Origin of the sequence: Pseudomonas sp. SWI36, assembly GCF_002948105.1 — a bacterium.
Taxonomy (GTDB): Bacteria; Pseudomonadota; Gammaproteobacteria; order Pseudomonadales; family Pseudomonadaceae; genus Aquipseudomonas; species Aquipseudomonas alloputida.
On sequence record NZ_CP026675.1, the window covers coordinates 5,598,658 to 5,617,289 of the forward strand.

At 62.5% G+C, this 18,632-nt stretch carries 20 protein-coding genes; 7 read left to right on the forward strand and 13 right to left on the reverse strand.

Annotation, left to right across the window (positions count from 1 at the left end; all coding sequences use genetic code 11):
- The 10 genes from paaD to paaF all read right to left on the reverse strand — a co-directional run bounded on the left by paaD (position 1) and on the right by paaF (position 8,990).
- Complete coding sequence (gene paaD / locus C4Q27_RS26710) at positions 1-534, reverse strand: 1,2-phenylacetyl-CoA epoxidase subunit PaaD (protein ID WP_020190807.1); 534 nt, start codon at positions 532-534, stop codon at positions 1-3.
- The gene (gene paaC / locus C4Q27_RS26715) at positions 521-1,279 is read right to left on the reverse strand and encodes a 1,2-phenylacetyl-CoA epoxidase subunit PaaC (RefSeq protein WP_064492052.1); all 759 of its coding nucleotides are present in this window, start codon (positions 1,277-1,279) and stop codon (positions 521-523) included. Before paaC ends, paaD begins: the two co-directional genes overlap by 14 nt.
- A gap of 8 nt (positions 1,280-1,287) precedes the next feature.
- The gene (gene paaB / locus C4Q27_RS26720; protein WP_013972614.1) at positions 1,288-1,569 is read right to left on the reverse strand and encodes a 1,2-phenylacetyl-CoA epoxidase subunit PaaB; all 282 of its coding nucleotides are present in this window, start codon (positions 1,567-1,569) and stop codon (positions 1,288-1,290) included.
- A gap of 25 nt (positions 1,570-1,594) precedes the next feature.
- Entirely contained in the window at positions 1,595-2,584 is a 990-nt protein-coding gene (paaA, locus tag C4Q27_RS26725) for a 1,2-phenylacetyl-CoA epoxidase subunit PaaA (protein ID WP_010954157.1), read from the reverse strand.
- 199 nt (positions 2,585-2,783) lie between these two features.
- Entirely contained in the window at positions 2,784-4,103 is a 1,320-nt protein-coding gene (paaK, locus tag C4Q27_RS26730) for a phenylacetate--CoA ligase PaaK (protein WP_064492053.1), read from the reverse strand.
- Positions 4,104-4,224: 121 nt separating this feature from the next.
- Positions 4,225-5,445, reverse strand: coding sequence for a 3-oxoadipyl-CoA thiolase (gene pcaF / locus C4Q27_RS26735; RefSeq protein WP_064492054.1), 1,221 nt, complete (start codon positions 5,443-5,445; stop codon positions 4,225-4,227).
- The gene (gene paaI, locus C4Q27_RS26740) at positions 5,438-5,878 is read right to left on the reverse strand and encodes a hydroxyphenylacetyl-CoA thioesterase PaaI (protein ID WP_064492055.1); all 441 of its coding nucleotides are present in this window, start codon (positions 5,876-5,878) and stop codon (positions 5,438-5,440) included. Before paaI ends, pcaF begins: the two co-directional genes overlap by 8 nt.
- The gene (paaH, locus tag C4Q27_RS26745; RefSeq protein ID WP_064492056.1) at positions 5,871-7,388 is read right to left on the reverse strand and encodes a 3-hydroxyacyl-CoA dehydrogenase PaaH; all 1,518 of its coding nucleotides are present in this window, start codon (positions 7,386-7,388) and stop codon (positions 5,871-5,873) included. Before paaH ends, paaI begins: the two co-directional genes overlap by 8 nt.
- A gap of 2 nt (positions 7,389-7,390) precedes the next feature.
- Positions 7,391-8,182, reverse strand: coding sequence for a 2-(1,2-epoxy-1,2-dihydrophenyl)acetyl-CoA isomerase PaaG (gene paaG / locus C4Q27_RS26750; protein WP_104887646.1), 792 nt, complete (start codon positions 8,180-8,182; stop codon positions 7,391-7,393).
- A 34-nt stretch (positions 8,183-8,216) separates the two neighbouring features.
- On the reverse strand, positions 8,217-8,990 hold the full coding sequence (paaF, locus tag C4Q27_RS26755) for a 2,3-dehydroadipyl-CoA hydratase PaaF (protein WP_104887647.1): 774 nt from the start codon (positions 8,988-8,990) through the stop codon (positions 8,217-8,219).
- 346 nt (positions 8,991-9,336) lie between these two features.
- Between paaF and paaY the strand changes: the two genes are divergently transcribed.
- Both paaY and paaX read left to right on the forward strand, forming a co-directional pair.
- Positions 9,337-9,936: a phenylacetic acid degradation protein PaaY gene (gene paaY / locus C4Q27_RS26760; protein ID WP_010954164.1), complete on the forward strand. Its 600-nt coding sequence runs from the start codon at positions 9,337-9,339 to the stop codon at positions 9,934-9,936.
- A 77-nt stretch (positions 9,937-10,013) separates the two neighbouring features.
- Positions 10,014-10,937 carry a phenylacetic acid degradation operon negative regulatory protein PaaX gene (gene paaX / locus C4Q27_RS26765; protein WP_177410047.1) on the forward strand — a complete coding sequence of 308 codons (924 nt, stop codon included), beginning with the start codon at positions 10,014-10,016 and terminating at the stop codon, positions 10,935-10,937.
- Between the two features lie 58 nt (positions 10,938-10,995).
- Here paaX and fnrC read toward each other — a convergent pair whose 3' ends face one another.
- The gene (fnrC, locus tag C4Q27_RS26770) at positions 10,996-11,793 is read right to left on the reverse strand and encodes a Crp/Fnr family transcriptional regulator FnrC (protein WP_064492060.1); all 798 of its coding nucleotides are present in this window, start codon (positions 11,791-11,793) and stop codon (positions 10,996-10,998) included.
- 525 nt (positions 11,794-12,318) lie between these two features.
- Here fnrC and C4Q27_RS26780 point away from each other — a divergent pair.
- Positions 12,319-13,245 carry a universal stress protein gene (locus C4Q27_RS26780; RefSeq protein WP_064492062.1) on the forward strand — a complete coding sequence of 309 codons (927 nt, stop codon included), beginning with the start codon at positions 12,319-12,321 and terminating at the stop codon, positions 13,243-13,245.
- Between the two features lie 29 nt (positions 13,246-13,274).
- On the opposite strand, the gene C4Q27_RS26785 is transcribed toward C4Q27_RS26780, so the two are convergent.
- On the reverse strand, positions 13,275-13,823 hold the full coding sequence (locus C4Q27_RS26785; protein WP_104887648.1) for a GNAT family N-acetyltransferase: 549 nt from the start codon (positions 13,821-13,823) through the stop codon (positions 13,275-13,277).
- A gap of 182 nt (positions 13,824-14,005) precedes the next feature.
- On the opposite strand from C4Q27_RS26785, the gene C4Q27_RS26790 reads away from it, so the two are divergent.
- The 3 genes from C4Q27_RS26790 to C4Q27_RS26800 all read left to right on the forward strand — a co-directional run bounded on the left by C4Q27_RS26790 (position 14,006) and on the right by C4Q27_RS26800 (position 17,009).
- Complete coding sequence (locus C4Q27_RS26790; RefSeq protein WP_064492064.1) at positions 14,006-14,932, forward strand: universal stress protein; 927 nt, start codon at positions 14,006-14,008, stop codon at positions 14,930-14,932.
- On the forward strand, positions 14,923-16,290 hold the full coding sequence (locus tag C4Q27_RS26795; RefSeq protein WP_010954170.1) for an MBL fold metallo-hydrolase RNA specificity domain-containing protein: 1,368 nt from the start codon (positions 14,923-14,925) through the stop codon (positions 16,288-16,290). Before C4Q27_RS26790 ends, C4Q27_RS26795 begins: the two co-directional genes overlap by 10 nt.
- A gap of 74 nt (positions 16,291-16,364) precedes the next feature.
- Positions 16,365-17,009 carry a hypothetical protein gene (locus C4Q27_RS26800; protein ID WP_081273226.1) on the forward strand — a complete coding sequence of 215 codons (645 nt, stop codon included), beginning with the start codon at positions 16,365-16,367 and terminating at the stop codon, positions 17,007-17,009.
- Positions 17,010-17,069: 60 nt separating this feature from the next.
- On the opposite strand, the gene C4Q27_RS26805 is transcribed toward C4Q27_RS26800, so the two are convergent.
- The gene (locus C4Q27_RS26805; RefSeq protein ID WP_104887649.1) at positions 17,070-17,495 is read right to left on the reverse strand and encodes a potassium channel family protein; all 426 of its coding nucleotides are present in this window, start codon (positions 17,493-17,495) and stop codon (positions 17,070-17,072) included.
- Positions 17,496-17,706: 211 nt separating this feature from the next.
- On the opposite strand from C4Q27_RS26805, the gene C4Q27_RS26810 reads away from it, so the two are divergent.
- On the forward strand, positions 17,707-18,597 hold the full coding sequence (locus C4Q27_RS26810) for a universal stress protein (protein ID WP_064492066.1): 891 nt from the start codon (positions 17,707-17,709) through the stop codon (positions 18,595-18,597).
- Positions 18,598-18,632: the final 35 nt, after the last annotated feature.

Consider the following 18,632-nt stretch of genomic DNA (forward strand, 5'->3'; position numbering starts at 1 on the left):
TCAAATGCATTTGAAATAGTCGAATGGCTCCAGGCACTCGCGGCAGCGGTACAGCGCCTTGCAGGCCGTGGAGCCGAACTGGCTGAGCAATTCGGTATGGGCGCTGCCGCATTGCGGGCAGCACACCTGGGGGGCTTCGCCGAGCAGGCTGCGCTTGCTGGCGCTGCCTTGCGGCGGCGCAATGCCATAAGCGCGCAGGCGCTCGCGGCCCAGTTCGGTGATCCAGTCGGTGCTCCAGGCCGGGGTCAGCCGACGCTCCAGGTCTGGCGCGGTGAAACCGGCCTGTTCCAGCGCCTGGCGGATATCCCCTTCGATCACTTCGGTGGCCGGGCAGCCAGAGTAGGTCGGGGTAACCACCAGGTGCAGGTGGCCGGCGCGCCAATCGACATCGCGCACGATCCCCAGGTCGACCACGCTGACCACCGGCACTTCAGGGTCCATGACCTGGCCCAATACCGCCCAGGCGCGGGCCAGGTCGTCGCCTTGCTGTGCCCGTGCGCCGCGGTCGCCGGCAATCAGTTCACCAGGTTGCATCGGGGTAGGCCCTTGGAAGGAACTGCATTTCGGCCAGCAGCAGGCCCAGATGCTCGGTGTGCAGGCCTTTGCGGCCATCCAGATAGAAGTGGCTGGCGGCCTTGGGCAGCGGCAGTTCGACCGAAGCAAACGTCGCGGCGACCTGCTTCAGCCAGCTGGCGCCGACGGTAGCGGGATCGGCGCCGATACCGCATTCGGCCAGACGGACTTCGTTGTCGCTGCCAGCGGTGAGTTCAACGGTGAAGCGCCACAGTGCCGGGATAGCGGCGAGCATGCGCTGGCGGCTGGCATCGGTACCACCGCCCAGACGTTGTACCCATTCGCTGGACCGGCGCAGGTGGTAGGTGACTTCCTTCAGGGCCTTGGCGGCAATACCGGCGATTCGCGCGTCGCTGGACTCGACCAGCCCCTGGAGCACGGCGAAGTGCCACGCGTCGTAAAGGAACTGCTTGGTCATGGTCACGGCAAAGTCACCGTTGGGTTGCTCGACCAGCAGCAGGTTGCGGTAGGCGCGCTCGTCACGGCGGAACGCCAGGGCATCGGCATCCCGGCCATCGTCGAGCAGCTCGGCGGCATACTCCAGCCAGTTGCGGGCCTGGCCGACCAGATCGAGGCCGACGTTCATCAGGGCCAGCTCTTCCTCGATGGCCGGGGCACGGCCACACCATTCGCAGAGGCGCTGGCCCTGGACCAGGGCGCTGTCGCCGAGCAACAGCAGGTAGGGGATAAGGGCTTCTTTATGCATGGCCCACCTCACATGTGTCCGACTTCGTCGGGCAGCTCGTAGAAGCTGGCATGGCGATAGACCTTGTCGTCCGCGGGGGCGAACAGCGGGTCTTTCTCGTCGGGGGAGGAGGCGGTGATCAGCGCCGACGGCACCACCCACAGGCTCACACCTTCGCTACGGCGGGTGTAGAGCTCGCGGGCATTCTCGATGGCCATGGCGGCATCGGCGGCGTGCACGCTGCCGACATGCTTGTGGTTAAGGCCGTGCTTGCTGCGCACGAACACTTCGTAAAGGGTCCAGACAGACATTTTCGATCTCCGCATCTATCGCCGCTCAGGCGGCGTTCTTGTTCTGTTGCTTGCGCGCATAGGCCACTGCGGCCTCGCGTACCCAGGCGCCGTCCTCGATGGCCTTGCGCCGGGTGGCGACACGCTCCAGGTTGCATGGGCCATTGCCCTTGATCACTTCGTAGAACTCGTCCCACTGGATTTCGCCGAAGTCGTAGTGGCCGCGCTCGGCGTTCCACTTCAGCTCAGGGTCAGGCGCAGTGCAGCCAAGCAGTTCCAGCTGCGGCACGGTCTGGTCGATGAAGCGCTGGCGCAGTTCGTCGTTGGTCTGGCGCTTGATCTTCCAGGCCATCGACTGGGCGCTGTTGGGCGAGTGTTCATCGCTCGGGCCGAACATCATCAGCGCCGGCCACCACAGGCGGTTGATGGCGTCCTGAACCATGTCGCGCTGGGCTTGGGTGCCCTGGCGCATCATGGTCAGGAGCATTTCGTAGCCCTGGCGCTGGTGGAAGCTCTCTTCCTTGCAGATACGGATCATCGCGCGGGAGTAGGGGCCGTAAGAGGTGCGCTGCAGTACCACCTGGTTGACGATGGCGGCGCCGTCCACCAGCCAGCCCACAGCGCCCATGTCGGCCCAGCTGAGGGTGGGGTAGTTGAAGATGCTCGAGTACTTGGCCTTGCCGCTGTGCAGTTTGGCGATTTCTTCGTCGCGGTCAGCCCCCAGGGTTTCCATGGCGCTGTACAGGTACAGGCCGTGGCCGGCTTCGTCCTGAATCTTGGCCATCAGCTGCAGTTTGCGCTTGAGGCTGGGGGCACGGGTGACCCAGTTGCCTTCGGGCAGCATGCCGACGATTTCAGAGTGGGCGTGCTGGGAGATCTGCCGGATGAGGGTCTGGCGGTAGGCCTCGGGCATCCAGTTCTTGGCTTCGATCTTGATTTCGGCGTCGATCTTTTCCTGGAAGTTGCGTTCCTCGGGGGACATCTCTTCCAGCGACTTGATGCGCTTGACTCCGGTTTCCACTAGCTGTGCGTACATGTGCTGCGACTCCTGCTAAGGCATGAGTCATTTGTAAGCGATACAAAACATAACGTCAAACACATTTATGTGTATCAAGTAAGATTTGTGTATCACATTGACAGCCAAGAGGGCTGTCGGGCAGCAGCGCGTGCCCGGCAGAACGCAGGCAAAAAAAAGGCCCCGGACAATGCCGGGGCCGAAATGGCAGCCGAATGGGTCAGCTGGCCAACCGTCTGTCGAACACGTGGCACGCCTTGCCCTCGGAGCGCTTGAGCGTGCCGCAGGGCTGCAGGTGCACCTGGGTGCTGATACCGATGTAAGTCTTGATCTGTTTGCTCAACTCCCCGACAACCAGCTTGCGCTGGCCTTCGTCAAGGTACTGGCACTCTGCGCGCAGCTCCACGTGCACCTGGACACTGTCCAGATTTCCATTGCGATACAGATGAATCTCATAAAGCTCAGAAAGCTGTTTTATTTTTAGCACCTGTTCCTCGATCTGAGTCGGGAACACATTGACCCCGCGAATGATCAGCATGTCGTCACTGCGGCCGGTGATCTTGCCGATCCGCCGCATCGGCCGAGCGGTGCCTGGCAGCAGCCGGGTGAGGTCGCGGGTGCGGTAGCGCACCATCGGCAATGCCTCCTTGCTTAGCGAGGTGAACACCAGCTCGCCCAGTTGGCCATCCGGCAGCACTTCGCCGGTGGCAGGGTCGATGATTTCGGGATAGAAGTGGTCTTCCCAGATGGTCGGGCCGTCCTTGGTCTCTATGCACTCCATTGCCACCCCGGGCCCCATGATTTCCGAAAGGCCGTAGATATCGAGGGCATTGATGCCCAGACGCTGCTCGATCGAGCGGCGCAGCTCGTCGGTCCACGGCTCGGCACCAAAAATGCCCAGGCGCAGCTTGAGGTCGTGCGGGTCGATGCCCTGGCGCTCGATTTCATCAGCCAGGTTGAGCATGTAGGACGGCGTGACCATGATGATGTCGGGCTGGAAGTCGCGAATCAGCTGCACCTGCTTTTCGGTCTGGCCACCGGACATGGGGATCACGGTGCAGCCCAGGCGTTCGGCACCGTAGTGCGCGCCGAGCCCGCCGGTGAACAGCCCGTAGCCGTAGGACACATGCACCTTGTCACCTTTGCGCCCGCCGGCCGCACGAATCGAACGGGCAACCACATTGGCCCAGGTGTCGATATCGTTCTGGGTGTAGCCGACCACCGTCGGCTTGCCGGTGGTGCCACTGGAGGCATGCAGGCGCACCACTTCTTCCTGGGGCACGGCAAACATGCCGTAGGGGTAGTTGTCGCGCAGGTCGTTCTTGCCGGTGAAGGGGAACTTCGCCAGGTCTTCCAGGCACTTGAGGTCATCAGGGTGGATGCCGTACTCGGCAAAGCGCTGGCGGTACAACGGCACATTGTCGTAGGCGTGCTTCAGGCTCCAGCGCAGACGTTCCAGCTGGTGCTGGCGCAGGGCATCGACGCTGGCGGTTTCCATCGGGTCCAGCAGGGCACGATCGGCATCATGGTACATGTTCATGGCTTCACTCGAATTGTTCTTGTACGCCGCGCGCCAGCGGTTGCAGGCCGCGCGGTGAGTGTCATGGAGGCAGCATATACGGCTGCGTTCAGTTCGGTAACAAGCGCAGGGTCTGAACCGCTCAGAGGCGCTCGATGATCATGGCAATGCCTTGGCCTACGCCGATGCACATGGTGCACAGGGCGTAGCGGCCGGCCGTTTCTTCAAGCTCGTGCAAGGCAGTGGTCACCAACCGGGCACCGCTCATGCCCAGGGGATGGCCCAGGGCGATGGCGCCGCCGTTGCGGTTGACTCGCGGGTCGTCGTCGGCAAGGCCCAGCTCGCGCAACACGGCCAGCCCCTGGGCGGCAAAGGCCTCGTTGAGTTCGATGACATCCATGTCAGCCAGTGCCAGGCCGGTGAGCGCCAGCACCTTGCGGGTCGCAGGCACCGGCCCGATGCCCATCAGCCTGGGCTCAACCCCGGCCACAGCCATGCCGACGATGCGCCCGCGCGCCTTCAGGCCATGGCGGCGGGCCGCGGCACTGCTGGCCAGCAGCAGGGCGCAAGCGCCGTCATTCACGCCGGAGGCATTACCGGCCGTTACGCTGCCGCCTTCACGAAAAGGCGTGCCGAGCCGAGCCAGCTGCTCCAGCGTGGTGTCGCCGCGCGGGTGCTCGTCATGCTCGACCACTTTGGACGGGCCTTTACGCTGCGGGATTTCGACCGGCACGATTTCCCGCGCCAGGCGGCCGCGGGCCTGAGCTGCTGCAGCCTTGTGCTGGCTGCGCAGGGCAAAGGCATCCTGATCGGCGCGCGAGATGCCGAACTGTTCAGCCACGTTTTCGGCCGTTTCCGGCATCGAATCGATGCCGTAGGCGGCCTTCATCAGCGGGTTGACGAAACGCCAGCCGATCGTGGTGTCGAACAGCTCGGCCGCACGCCCGAATGCCTGCTCCGACTTACCCATCACAAACGGCGCACGCGACATGGATTCCACACCACCGGCCAGCATGAGCCCTGCTTCACCACAGCGCAGGGCACGTGCCGCATTGCCGATGGCATCCAGGCCGGAACCGCACAGGCGGTTGATCGTGGTCCCTGGTACTTCGACTGGCAGCCCGGCCAGCAGGCTCGCCATATGAGCCACGTTGCGGTTGTCTTCGCCGGCCTGGTTGGCGCAACCGAAGATGACGTCATCAATGGCCTTCCAGTCCAGTTCGGGGTGGCGCTGGATCAAGGCTTTGAGCGGGATGGCCGCCAGGTCGTCGGCGCGCACGCTGCTCAGGGCCCCGGCATAGCGGCCAATGGGGGTGCGCACGGCGTCGATGATCAAGGCATCGGCGTGGGTCGGTTCATTCATCTTGCGTCTCCTGCGCCAGCACGGTGCCGCGCACTTTGTAGGATTTGCCATGGAACATCGCAACCAATTCGCCGCGCTGGTTGTCGATGCGCACGTCATACAGGCCGGTGCGGCCTTTGCGGCTGACTTCGCTGGCGTGGGCGGTGAGCACGTCATCGCGCAGCGCCGGGGCCAGGTAGTCGATGCTGCAGCCCAGCGCCACCGTGGCCTGGTCGTAGCTGTTGCAGGCGAAGGCGAACGCCGAATCGGCCAACGCGAACAGGAAACCGCCATGGCAGGTGCCATGCCCCTGGATCATGTCGGCACGTACCGCCATGCGCAGGCTGGCCCGGCCCGGGCCGGCATCCAGCAGGCTGATACCCAGGCCCTGGGTGGCCGGGTCGCGGGCGTACATGGCGTCGGCACAGGCTTGTGCCAGTTGCTCTTCAGTCATGCAGGGTGCCTCCTTTGGCTTCACAGCGGCGTAACAACAGGGAAGGGCGGTAGCGGCTCTCGCCATAGCTGCGCTGCAGGTTGTCGAGCACGCGCAGGGTATGGGCAATACCGACGTTCGCCGCCCAGGCCAGCGGGCCGCAGGGGTAATTGACGCCGGCGCGCATGGCCAGGTCGATGTCGGCGGCGCTGCCGACGCCCTGAAGCACCGCATCGGCGGCCTCGTTGGCAAGCATTGCCACGGTGCGCAGTACCACCAGGCCGGGCAGGTCGGCGATGCCGGTCACTTTCAAGCCTGCGCGCTGCAGCAGGGCTACGGCCTGGTCACGGGCGCTGTCGCTGGTATCCGCTGACCAGCTGATGGCAATGCGCGTGGCGCTGCTGTAGTCCAGCGCCAGGTCGAGCAGCACAAGGTTGCGCAGCCCGTCCTCTCGGGCACGTTGGCTGGCCAGGCGGCCGTCGGACAGGGCCAGGGTGGCGTCGCCCACCTGGATCAGGCCACTACCGGCGCGCTGGGTCACGGCAATGCCGCTTTGGCGAAGGCGCTCGACCAGCGGCTGCATCACCCCCAGGTTGCCCTCGACTACGCAGGCCTCTGCACGGGAGGAGCTGTGCAGTTCGGCCGGCTGCGGGCGCTCGACGCCTTCGGCATAGCGATAGAAGCCTTGGCCGGTCTTGCGACCCAGGCGACCGGCGTCCACCAGTTCCTTCTGCACCAGCGAAGGCTGGAAGCGGAAATCGCCATAGAAAGCATCGAATACGGAACAGGTGACAGCGTAATTGACGTCATGGCCAATCAGGTCGGTCAGCTCGAACGCCCCCATGCGGAAGCCGCCAGCGTCACGCATCAGCGCATCCAGGCTGGCGCAATCAGCGGCACCTTCCTGCAGCAGGCGCAGGCTTTCGGCATAGAACGGCCGCGCTACCCGGTTGACGATGAAACCGGGTGTAGAGCGCGCATGGACCGGCTGCTTGCCCCAGGCCTGGGCCGTGGCGTAGATGCGTGCGGCCACTGCCGGGTCGGTTGCCAGGCCCGACACCACCTCGACAAGCGCCATCAGCGGTGCCGGGTTGAAAAAGTGCATACCGACCACGTGCTGCGGGCGTTCAAGGCCAGCGGCGAGGCTGGTGATGGACAGTGACGAAGTATTGCTGGCAAGGATACAGTCGGCCGCGCACAGGGTTTCGAGCTGGCTGAACAACGCCTGCTTCACCTGCAGGTTTTCGACGATGGCTTCAATGACCAGGCCGGCATCTGCCAAGGCTTCGAGTGTATCGACCGGGCACAGGCGGGCATTGATCGCTTCGCGTTCAGCGGCCAGCAACTTTCCTTTGTCCACCAGCCGGGCCAGTTGGCGATCGATACCCGTCACCGTCTGGGCGGCAGCACCCGGGCGGTTATCGTAGAGCTTGACGGGGTGACCGGCCTGGGCCGCGACCTGGGCGATACCGGCGCCCATGGCGCCGGCACCGATCACCCCCACCTGGACATTGCTTGCGAGTGCGCCCATGTTCAGCGCCCCTTGAAGGCTGGCGTGCGTTTGTTCATGAAGGCGTTCACGCCTTCGCGGTAGTCCTCGCTGCGCCCGGCCAGGCGCTGCAGGTCGCGCTCCAGCTCCAGCTGCGCCTCAAAACCGTTGTCGAAACTGGCATTGAGGCTGCGCTTGATCAGTGCCAGGCCGTAGGTGGGCTGGGCGGCGAGGTGGCGGGCGAGGGTGAGGGCTTCATCACGCAGCGCGGCATCATCCACCACGCGGTGGATCAACCCCCATTGCTCGGCCTGTTCGGCGCCAAGGCGCTCGCCCAGCATGGCCAGCACCTTGGCCCGGGCCATGCCGACCAAGCGCGGCAGCAGCCAGGTACCGCCGGAGTCCGGCACCAGGCCGATCTTGCAGAAGGCCTGGATGAAACTGGCCGAGCGGGCGGCCAGCACCAGGTCGCAGGCCAAGGGAATGTTGGCACCGGCACCGGCCGCCACGCCGTTGACCGCACAGATCACCGGCAAAGGCAGGTCGCGCAGGGTACGTACCAGCGGGTTGTAGAACTTGTCGATCGATTGGCCGAGGTCCGGCATTTCGGCGCCTGGGGCAACGTTGCGGTCGGACAGGTCCTGGCCGGCGCAGAAGCCGCGGCCCTCAGCCGTCAGCAGGAGCACCCGCGCGTCACTGCTCCGGCGCACTTGCCTGAGCGCTTCGCGCACCTCCAGGCGCATGGCCGTATTGAAGCTGTTCAGCTGCTCGGGGCGGTTCAATGAAAGGAAGGCAACGCCGTCCTCGATGGAAAACAGGATGTGCTGGAAAGTCATGACAGACTCGCTCCGTCAGTCGAGAGAATGAAGTTCAGCGCCCCTGGAAACGGGCCTGGCGCTTTTCCTGGAAGGCGCGGATGCCTTCATCGCGGTCGGCGGTGCCCGCCAGCAGGGTGAAGGCATGGCGCTCGAAGCGCAGGCCGCTGGCCAGGTCGGTATCACCGGCCTTCAGTAACGCCTCCTTGGCCAGGCGCACAGCCAGCGGCGCTTTGGCGGCGATGCTGCGGGCAACCTGCATGGCGCGTTCTACGGTGAGTTCGGGCTGGGTGATTTCGCTGACCAAACCGGCCTGCTGGGCGCGGAGGGCAGTGATGGCTTCCCCCGTCAGCACCATCTGCATGGCCAACGGCTTACCGACGGCACGTAACAGGCGCTGGGTACCGCCAGCACCGGGGATGATGCCAAGGTTGATTTCCGGCTGGCCGAAACGGGCGTCGGTACTGGCGATGACGATGTCGGCGCACATTGCAAGTTCGCAGCCGCCACCCAGGGCATAGCCGTTGACTGCGGCAATCAGCGGTTTGGCGAATGCGGCGATGCTTTGCCAATGCGCTACGCGCGGGTCATTGAGGATGCCGACCAGGTCGCGATCGGCCATCTCGCCGATGTCGGCGCCTGCGGCGAATGCCTTGGCGCTGCCGGTAATCACTATGGCACGGACATGCTCGTCGTTCCCGGCAGCCTGCAGCGCAGCGGCCAGTTCTGCCAGTAGCTCGGTGCACAGGGCATTCAAGGCCTCGGGCCGTTGCAGGGTAATGAGCTGAACGCCATGTTCGGGCGCCTGCACATCGATATATCGCGGCATCTCGGGTTCCTCTGGCTGCACGCACGGCACATCGCTTGGCCGGCATTTTTTGGAATTGTTTGCAGGGACGTAATGCGGGATCACGACCAGGTGAGGTCAGTATATGCTCTATGCGATACAGTAATGCAAGGTACAAAATGATTTCGCGTATCTCTTTTTTGTTTTTCTATGATCACAGCTCCAGTGCAATGCTTGCTGAAGAATCGTTTAACCTTGGCATTTCCTAGTATTTATAGCGGGTTTTTTCCTTGCAGCATTAACTCAACACAAGTGATACACGATTGACGACCAAACAGAATCTGATACAAGATCTACTGACATTTCAAATCATTTCGAGAGTGTTGCCATGCCTTGCTATCGACTGGACGGCCTGACGCCTGTGGTTCACCCGACAGCCTACGTGCACCCCAGCGCAGTCCTGATCGGTGACGTCATCGTCGGCCCCCGCTGCTACATTGGCCCGCTGGCATCGCTCAGGGGCGATTTCGGCCGCATCGTGCTGGAGGAGGGCGCCAACTTGCAGGACACCTGCGTGATGCATGGTTTCCCGGGGGGCGACACCGTAGTGGAACGTAACGGGCATGTCGGCCACGGCGCCGTGCTGCACGGCTGTCGCGTCGGCGAAGATTCATTGATCGGCATGAACGCCGTCGTGATGGATGGCGCCCATGTAGCACCACGCTGCATCGTCGCGGCCACCGCCTTCGTCAAAGCTGGCTTCGAATGCGCGGCGCAGAGCCTGGTGATGGGGTCGCCAGCCCAGGTCAAACGCCCACTGAGCGAGCAGGAGCTGGCCTGGAAACAGCGCGGGACGGCGGAGTACCAGCACCTGGCGCAGCGCTGCATGAACAGCATGGTCGAATGCCCGCCGCTGGCCGAGGCAGAGCCGGGACGCCCGCGCATGGAAGACACCGGGGTCAGGCCCAAGGGCCAGGCGAGCGCATGAGCCTGGCAGTGACACGCAATGGCCAGGCGGCCCGCCGCACAGGTATAGTCGATGCTTTATCCGCGCACAGTTCGCCCATGAGCAATCTCGCCCCACTGAACCACTTGATCACCCGCTTTCAGGAGCAGACGCCAATCCGCGCCAGTTCCCTGATCATCACGTTGTACGGCGATGCCATCGAGCCGCACGGCGGTACAGTCTGGCTCGGTAGCCTGATCAACCTGCTGGAGCCGATCGGCATCAATGAACGGCTGATACGCACGTCGATCTTTCGCCTGACCAAAGAAGGTTGGCTCACTGCAGAAAAGGTGGGCCGACGCAGTTATTACAGCCTGACAGGCACTGGCCGTCGGCGTTTCGAAAAAGCCTTCAAGCGCGTCTATAGCCCGAGCCAGCCAGCCTGGGACGGGGCCTGGACACTGGTGTTGCTGTCGCAACTCGAGGCGGGTAAACGCAAGGCCGTGCGTGAAGAGCTGGAGTGGCAGGGGTTTGGTGTCATGGCGCCGAACCTGCTGGGTTGCCCACGGGCAGACCGTGCCGACCTGGTGGCCACGTTGCGTGATCTTGAGGCGGGCGACGACAGTATCGTCTTCGAAACCCACACCCAAGAGGTACTCGCGTCCAAGGCGATGCGCGCCCAGGTGCGGGAAAGCTGGCGTATCGACGAACTGGGGCAGCAATACAGCGAGTTTATCCAGCTGTTCAGGCCGCTGTGGCAAGGTTTGAAAGAGCAGCCGTTGCTGGATGCTCAAGATTGCTTCCTGGCGCGCACGCTGCTGATTCACGAATACCGCCGCCTGCTGCTGCGCGACCCACAACTGCCCGATGAGCTGCTGCCAGGGGACTGGGAGGGAAGGGCTGCGCGACAGTTGTGCCGTAACCTCTACAGACTGGTGTTTGCCAAAGCCGAAGAATGGTTGAATGCAGCGCTGGAGACGGCAGATGGCCCATTGCCGGACGTGAGCGAGAGTTTTTACAAGCGTTTTGGCGGGTTGGCTTGAGGGGAGTGCTCGCCTCACAGTGCCGCGGCCAACATTCACGGCGTCGAGCAGGGTGCCTTCAGGGGCCCTTGGCCTCACACTCACCGCCACCTTGTTCGAGCGCCATGAGTGCAGGCATATCAAGAATTTCTACCAACCTGCCATGCAGGTCGACGATACCCAGCGCGCGCAGACGGGCGACGGATCGGCACACGGTTTCCAGGCGTAAACCCAGGTACGAAGCCATGTCTTCACGAGACATCCGCAACATGAAGCCATGGGCAGAGTAACCGCGGCTGACGAAGCGCCTGGAGAGCCCCACCAGGAAGCTGGCCAGCCGCTGTTCTGCAGTGAGGTTGCACAGCATCAGCACACGCCCGTGCTCACGCACGATCTCCCGGCTCATCAGGCGATTCAGGCTTTGCTGCAGGTCCGGAAACTCACGCGCCAGGGTTTGCAAGCGGCGATAGGGGACAGGGCAGACTTCGCTGTCTTCCAGGGCAATGGCGTCACAGACATGGTGCTCTGTGGCAATGGCATCGAGGCCGATTACATCGCCCGGCATCCAGAAGTTGATCACCACGCCTTGCCCCTCGGCGCTGTTCAGGCTGGTCTTGAAACTGCCGCAGCGTAAGGCATAGAGCATGGTCAGCGGATCGTTGGCATTGAACAGCGCGGCGCCCTTGCGAATGCGCATGCGTGGGCCTATCAACGCGCCCAGGCAGCTGTTTTCGTCAACCGGCAGGCCAGTGGGGAGGCACAGGCCGCTTACCCGGCAATCCATGCAGTGGTTCACCAGCGGTTTCAGGTGAATAGGGTTTGCCTTGGGCAAAGGGTTGGGTGAGTCGAGCAGGGTGACCTTCAGCTGGCCAGGCATTTTCGGGCCTCCTTCGCATTTCGGAGGCCCCTTTGGGCCCCCGCGCCATTACGCGCACCGAGCCCGACGGGCGACCAATCAGCAAGCATGTCCCGCGAGTGGGGGGCATTGAGGCGGCTTGTAAGCCGTTCGACAAATCGCTCGGCTTCGGCAGCCGTACTGAAACCCACCCGCCAGTCATCCATGCGCACCCAACAGCGTCCCTGCTCAGTGCTCTTCTCGACGTAAACGTTCATCAGGGCCTCCAAAGCATGTATCGCTAGACAATGCAGAATGAAGGCGTCCCTGCCGGCAGCGCAGGTGAAGCTCAGGGCGTTAACGCCATGGCACGCCTGCGGCGCCTGAGGTGAATGTTGATATGGCTACAGGGTGCGCCAGCGCAGTGTCGAGACATTGATCGGCGTCAAGTTCTTGCGCCATGGGCAATGCCATTGGTCGGTAGGTGCCTCGAGTTGATAAACATCAAGTTCGCAACGTGTAGCTGGCAGATGCTTTACCCACGTATCGCAACCTCAGAGGTGTGCCATGGAAACTCCGCAAAGACTGCTGCTGATCGCCTCGCCCCTGATGCGCCGAACCCCGGTCTATGACCGGGCTGCTGCGCTGGCCAAGGCCAAGGGGATGGCGCTGCACATCGTGGCTTTCGACTACGTGGAAGGGCTTGCCACGGCGGGCCTGGTGAATGAACAGGCGCTGGCAGTCATGCGCGAGGGTTACGTGCAGCAGCACCGTGAATGGCTGGAAACCCAGGCGTTGCCGATGCGGCGCAATGGTGTCACCGTCACAACCGAGGTGGTGTGGGTGCAGCAGCCCTTGAATGAGATCCTGATACACTTGCGTGAGCAACCGTTTGCCATGCTGATCAAAGAGCTCGAGCATGAGCCTTGGTGGATGCGCGCAATGTTTACCTCGCTGGATATCCAGTTGCTGCGCGAAACGCGAATACCCTTGCACTTGGTACACAAGGCCAGCCATGCGTTGCCACGCAGGATTCTGGCGGCGGTGGACCTGTCCAGGCCGGAGGATCAGTTTGAAGGCTTCAACGACCAGATCATCAGCGAAGCGCTGAAGCTGGCATTGCAGTGCAATGCCCAGATCGAGTTGCTGTACGCCTACGACTTGGGTTCCATGTACCTGGACGCCGGCGGCAGCCGGGAACATTCGTTCCTGTTCGATTCAAACGATGCCCAGACCTTGCATGACGCTCAAAGCGCTGCCTTCCAGGAGCTTGCCGAACGCAACGGCATCGCCGTCGAACACCGCCATATGCGCATAGGCGACCCGGCAAAGGCCCTGGCGATATTCATGGATAACAATGATATCGACGTACTGGTCATGGGCAGTTATCACCACCGTGGCATCGGCTGGTTCATCGGCAGTACTGCCGAGCGCGTTATGCATCGGTTGTCCAGCAGTGTGCTGGTGATTTCTCCAGAGCGCTCCCAAGGCTGAAGCACAAGGCCCGCAAGGGCCTTGTCTTTTCAAGGCCGCAGGTCAAGTTCGTGCAGAATCTCGCTCACATCGCCGCCGGGGTAGCGGGAGGTGAAGCCCAGTGCCTTGACCAGCCGGTGCATCGCATAGTTGCTGGCCAGATCCCTGGAGACCATGCACTGAAAGCCATTGCGCCGTGCGGCTGCAATCAGGTGTTGCATCAGGCGCTTGCCCAACCCCTTGCGCTGCCAGTCTTCGCTGACCGCCACTGCACATTCGCAACGTTGACTGCCTGGTATGCCCGCATAGCGGCTGACGCCGATCTGTTGCAATTGACCGTCTACATGAACCAAGGCGACATAGGCCATGCGCTGGTGGTAGTCCACGGGCATGTCTTGCGTGTCCAAGCTAGGCAAGCCGCCGCTGAGTCCGGCAATGAAGCGAAAGCGCCGTGATTCATATGCGATTGTGCTCAGAAAACGCTTGTCCCGTTCGCGGTCCTCCTCGCGCAGTGGGCGGATCAGCACCGCCGAACCGTCCTCGAGGTTTTCGACCCAGTGTTCGCAGGTCTGTGGCTGTGCTGTCTGCTGCCCGTTCATGACGCCTCCCGTTGCCTGATCAGTGTCTGGTGCAGCTGTTTTAACGTGGCGGGCCGGTTCGGTTCTGACAATCATCAAGTTCAGGCTGGGTAGCGGTTTTCTGATCTGCATCAAGCAGTAGCGATCCTGTGCGCGGAATATCGTCAGCATCACACCCACTGACGAAAGCGCGGAGGTTCACCATGGGGCAATATCGACAATTGCTGGTGCTGCTGACCGAGGTCGATCCGCATTCCGCCGCTTTGCGCCGAGCCCTTGCCTTGGCGCAAGTCAGCGGCGCCAGCGTGCATGTGCTGGGCCTGTTCGAGCCGAGCGAGGAGCACCTTCTGCGCGAAGAGCGGCTGAACGAGGCCGATATCAAGCGCCAGTACCAGCATTATCGCGTTCAGTTGACGGGATTGGTCGAACGGCATCGGGGCAGCGGTACGACGCTGACGGTCGACAGCCTGAATGCGGAGGATATCCGCAGCCAAGCGATCGATTACATCAGTGAACTGCAGCCGGATATGGTCATCAAGGACAGCGAAGCCGCGTCGGCCCTGGTGCGCATGTTCGGCACCCCACTGGATTGTGCGCTGATGCGAGGTTTCAAAGGCGTCAGCCATTTCGTGCCGGCGGCGGCCGTTTCATTGCCGCGGCGTGTGCTGGTCGCCGTGGATACTGCGTTCAGCGAGACCCCTGCCGTCCAGGCGTGCTTCAATCGTGGACTGATTCGTGCTGGCCAGGCGCTGGCGTTGCAGTGTGACGCGCACCTGCATCTGCTATCGGCCTACAACCTGGCAGGGGTATTTGCCTCGGACATGAATGTCTCCCAGGCCTGGATCGACGAGATGCGCGAGGCACTGCAGGAGCCATTCGAAGCGCTGGCCGATGCCGAAGGCGTCGCGCCGGACCGCCGACATTTCATGGAAGGAGGCCCGGTACAGGTGATCCGGGAACAGGTCGCTGCCCTGGACATCGACGCGGTGGTGATGGGCGTGGTACAGCCCAAAGGCCTGGACAAACTGTTGGGTGACACCACCGAGCGTATCGTCAGCCGCCCACCGTGCAGTGTGCTCGCCGTTCATCCCCAAATAGCCGAAAGTTGGGAGCCTTGGCCATGCAACTGACTTTTCTTGGCGGCACCGGCACCGTGACCGGCAGCAAATTCCTGTTGACCCGTGACAGCACGCGGGTATTGGTCGACTGCGGGCTCTTCCAGGGTTTCAAGCAACTGCGCCTGCGCAACTGGCAGCCGCTGCCCCCGGCGTTGCGGGCACTTGATGCGGTGGTGCTGACCCACGCCCACCTTGACCACAGTGGTTATTTACCTGTGCTGGTTCGGGAAGGCTACCGCGGGCCGATCTACGCCACGCCGGCAACTTGCGCCTTGGCGGAAATCCTCTTGCTCGACAGTGCGCGGCTGCAGGAAGAGCAGGCCGAACATGCCAATCGCCACGGTTACTCCAAGCATGCGCCGGCGCAACCGCTCTATACCGAGCAGGATGCCAAACGTGCCCTGGCACTGTTTCGCCCCGTAGCGTTACACCAGGTGACCATGATCGCCGAGGGCATGGAGTTGCTGTTGCGTACCGCCGGACATATTCTGGGAGCGGCCACGGTCCAGATCAGCGCCGAAGGGCAGACCGTGCTGTTTTCGGGTGACCTCGGCCGCCCTCAGGATCCGATCATGCGTGCGCCTGAGCTGGTCAGGACGGCGGACGTGCTGTTGATCGAATCTACCTATGGCGATCGCCAGCATCCCGCCGAATCGACCGAGCAGTACCTGGCCAAGGTCATCAACGAAACGCTCCTGCGCCATGGCATTACCCTCGTACCCTCGTTCGCCGTTGGCCGCGCCCAACTGCTCATGTATTACCTGTACACGCTCAAGCGCGACCGGCTGATCCCTGATATCCCGATCTACCTGAACAGTCCGATGGCCACCGACGCCACCGCCCTGTACCAGCAGTACCGCAGTGAGCATCGGCTGACCGCAGCCGAGTGCGCCGCCATGTGCAGAGGCACGCACATCGTCCGGACGGTCGATGAGTCCAGGCACCTGGACCAGCTGCGCGAGCCCGCAGTGATCATCGCCGCCAGTGGCATGGCGACCGGTGGACGGGTGCTTCACCACCTGAAGGCACTGGCGCCAAACCCGCGCAACAGCATTCTGTTCTCCGGCTTTCAAGCCGGGGGGACGCGGGGTGCCGATATCGTCGCGGGCGCCCACAGTGTGCGGTTGCACGGCGAGGATGTGCCCATCCGTGCACAGGTGCACGCGATGGAGAATCTTTCTGCGCACGCCGATGCCGATGAAATCATGGAATGGTTGCGCGGGTTCACCCGGCCACCCCGTCAGACCTATGTGATTCATGGCGAGCCACACGCTGCCGACACCTTGCGGCGGCGGATCAGCCTCGAACTCGGCTGGCAGGTGTGCGTGCCTGAATATCAGGAAACGGTTGCCATCGACCCTGTTCGCTAGAGGCTGTTTTCCACGCAACATCACCGAGTATCAAGGCTTTTCATACAGAGCCCAGGCTGGCACGGGAGGTATTCATGAACACACAAGCTAGGGCGAAACTCAGAGCGTGGTTGCATCGCCCCAAGGGCAGCCTGGGTTGGATCGTAGCGATCCTTGTGTTACTCCTCGCCGCATCGGCCTATCGCGGGCTGAGCCCGACCTGGCGCCTGCCCATGCACACTCCGGTCGTGATGCTGGCCTTGCTGACCTTGAGCGTGGCGCTAGGCTGGGCGGTGCAGCGGGGCGTGAAGCGCACCGTTGGCAAAGCCATTTTCAACGGCCAGGAGACAGGCTGGCAGGCCAGACTGGCGTTCCTTCGCTCAGTGGCTCGGGAATCGAACATCCTGCTGGTGGTGCTGTTGTGCCTGGCCCTGCTGGGCACGGGCACCTTGTGGTTGGCAGGGCGCTCAGTGACGCAGATCGTGGCGAACTGCGAGGCCAACCTGCAGGCTCAAGTTGATATACCCGAAGATGAAAAACTCACCGCGCTTGTCGGCAAACCGGTGTGCACGTGCCTGGCGCAGACCTTCATGGAACGCAACGGGGTGCTGCGCATGGCCTTGTTCGAAACCCCCATGCAGGAAGTGAGCGGCTTGAAGGTGCTCACTGCCGATGATGAACAGCGCTGTCTTGAACAGTTCGACCTGCTGCCCGAGGAGCCCCAGGCAACCGCGTCTTGAACCGGCCCGCCTGTGGGTGCCCTGGTGCTGGACGCCGCAGCCCGACGACTGGAACCGCCGCTATTTGGCTTTCCAGTACTTCTGCATTTCCAGGAAGAGAAACGAAGCGGTCCAGGTGATCAGCACTAGGCCGGTCAATGCCTGCAGGCCAGTCAGGTATTTCAGGTGCCCACCAGGGGTGATGTCGCCGAAACCGATGGTGGTATAGGTGGTGAAGGAAAAGTACACGCAGTCCAGGAAACTCCCGTCGAAATTGCCGCTGAGTGTGCCCCAGCCGTCAGCATGGGCCATCAGGTAATACACCAGGGCAAAGCACCAGACCTCAATGGCATGGGCCAGCAGTGCGCCAAACACACCCGCCACGATGCGAAACCGGCTCCAGAGCTTCAGGCGGGGTAGCCAGTCATTCAGGCGCAGCAAGCATTCGTAGTGAATGATCACCACCAGGATCACGACCAGCATGTTGATCAGCGTGACAGTGAGCATCGCCTGCACTCTTGCCCTGATGGGCGGTTCATTTCAAGTTGTCGACCAACGCATGGATGGTAGCTCATTGGCCTGCGGCAGCAACGCTAGGATTTCTTCACTAGCAGGTGCAAAGTGGCGCCTGGGGGCATTGATATTTATCAAGAACGAACCAGCACCTGCTTCAATAATGACAGCGCATGCAACCCAGGCAACGCGCCGGGAGGTACCCATGAAGCCGTATCGCCGGATTCTGCTTATCATGACCGAGGCCCAAGCCAATGCCGCGCTGTCCCGGGCCATGGCATTGTCTGCGGCGGCGGGTGCGAGTTTGCATGTACTGGGCATCCATGAATCTGGTGCACTGCGCCTGCCTCACGAATTGCAGGAGGCCCCACTTCATTCGGCCTCGTTCATGCATTTCAGTACCGAACTCAAAGCACTGCTGGATGAGCAGCCATTCGTTGGGGCTCGGCCAGGTTTCGAGGCAGTTGAAACCTCCAATCCGCGTGATCAGCTGCCAGCGTGCATTGCCCGCTACGCACCTGATTTAGTGATCAAGGGCTGCCCGGGCCACTCCCTGCTCGAGCAGATCGCTCGGACCTCGCTCGACCAGGCGCTGCTGCATGGGAGTGAGACGCCGTTGTTGTTCGTACCGGCGGATGCCCCAGCCATCCCCCACAACATTCTGGTCGCAGTGGATGTCGCCAACCCGTCGCCACACAACGACGCCCTCAACCATGCCCTGGTCGCGGCAGGTCAGCAACTGGCGACTCAATGCAAGGGGCAGTTGCACCTGCTGTCGGCTTACGACCTGCCCATCGCCATGCTGGCCAACCCTGACCTTGCAGGCCCTTGGGCGAACCAATTACGCGAGTCACTGCAGCTGCCCTTCGATGCGTTGGCCGATGCACATGGCATCGCTCACACGCACCGGCATTTCAGCGAAGGTGCGCCCCTGCGCGTGATCAAGTCCTACATCGCCACGCTGAAAATCGATGCAGTGGTGGTCGGCGCCGTGCAGCCCAGGCATTGGGCCAAGGTGATCGGCGATACCACCGAGCGGCTTGTCAGCCATGCACCGTGCAGCATCCTGACGATCAGGTCTGCACCCGTCAGCTGACTTCATTAAGATGGCATCTTTTCTTGTCTCTGATT

Coding starts and splice junctions, on each gene's coding strand:
- C4Q27_RS26780 (WP_064492062.1), top strand. CDS start 12,319: ATGGAAACTCCGCAAAGACTGCTGCTGATCGCCTCGCCCCTGATGCGC.
- paaH (WP_064492056.1), bottom strand. CDS start 7,388: ATGGGCGCACTCGCAAGCAATGTCCAGGTGGGGGTGATCGGTGCCGGC.
- paaC (WP_064492052.1), bottom strand. CDS start 1,279: ATGCATAAAGAAGCCCTTATCCCCTACCTGCTGTTGCTCGGCGACAGC.
- paaI (WP_064492055.1), bottom strand. CDS start 5,878: ATGACTGAAGAGCAACTGGCACAAGCCTGTGCCGACGCCATGTACGCC.
- paaG (WP_104887646.1), bottom strand. CDS start 8,182: ATGACTTTCCAGCACATCCTGTTTTCCATCGAGGACGGCGTTGCCTTC.
- paaX (WP_177410047.1), top strand. CDS start 10,014: ATGAGCAATCTCGCCCCACTGAACCACTTGATCACCCGCTTTCAGGAG.
- C4Q27_RS26785 (WP_104887648.1), bottom strand. CDS start 13,823: ATGAACGGGCAGCAGACAGCACAGCCACAGACCTGCGAACACTGGGTC.
- pcaF (WP_064492054.1), bottom strand. CDS start 5,445: ATGAATGAACCGACCCACGCCGATGCCTTGATCATCGACGCCGTGCGC.
- C4Q27_RS26790 (WP_064492064.1), top strand. CDS start 14,006: ATGGGGCAATATCGACAATTGCTGGTGCTGCTGACCGAGGTCGATCCG.
- C4Q27_RS26810 (WP_064492066.1), top strand. CDS start 17,707: ATGAAGCCGTATCGCCGGATTCTGCTTATCATGACCGAGGCCCAAGCC.
- paaK (WP_064492053.1), bottom strand. CDS start 4,103: ATGAACATGTACCATGATGCCGATCGTGCCCTGCTGGACCCGATGGAA.
- C4Q27_RS26800 (WP_081273226.1), top strand. CDS start 16,365: ATGAACACACAAGCTAGGGCGAAACTCAGAGCGTGGTTGCATCGCCCC.
- paaD (WP_020190807.1), bottom strand. CDS start 534: ATGCAACCTGGTGAACTGATTGCCGGCGACCGCGGCGCACGGGCACAG.
- paaA (WP_010954157.1), bottom strand. CDS start 2,584: ATGTACGCACAGCTAGTGGAAACCGGAGTCAAGCGCATCAAGTCGCTG.
- paaB (WP_013972614.1), bottom strand. CDS start 1,569: ATGTCTGTCTGGACCCTTTACGAAGTGTTCGTGCGCAGCAAGCACGGC.
- fnrC (WP_064492060.1), bottom strand. CDS start 11,793: ATGCCTGGCCAGCTGAAGGTCACCCTGCTCGACTCACCCAACCCTTTG.
- C4Q27_RS26805 (WP_104887649.1), bottom strand. CDS start 17,495: ATGCTCACTGTCACGCTGATCAACATGCTGGTCGTGATCCTGGTGGTG.
- paaY (WP_010954164.1), top strand. CDS start 9,337: ATGCCTTGCTATCGACTGGACGGCCTGACGCCTGTGGTTCACCCGACA.
- C4Q27_RS26795 (WP_010954170.1), top strand. CDS start 14,923: ATGCAACTGACTTTTCTTGGCGGCACCGGCACCGTGACCGGCAGCAAA.
- paaF (WP_104887647.1), bottom strand. CDS start 8,990: ATGCCGCGATATATCGATGTGCAGGCGCCCGAACATGGCGTTCAGCTC.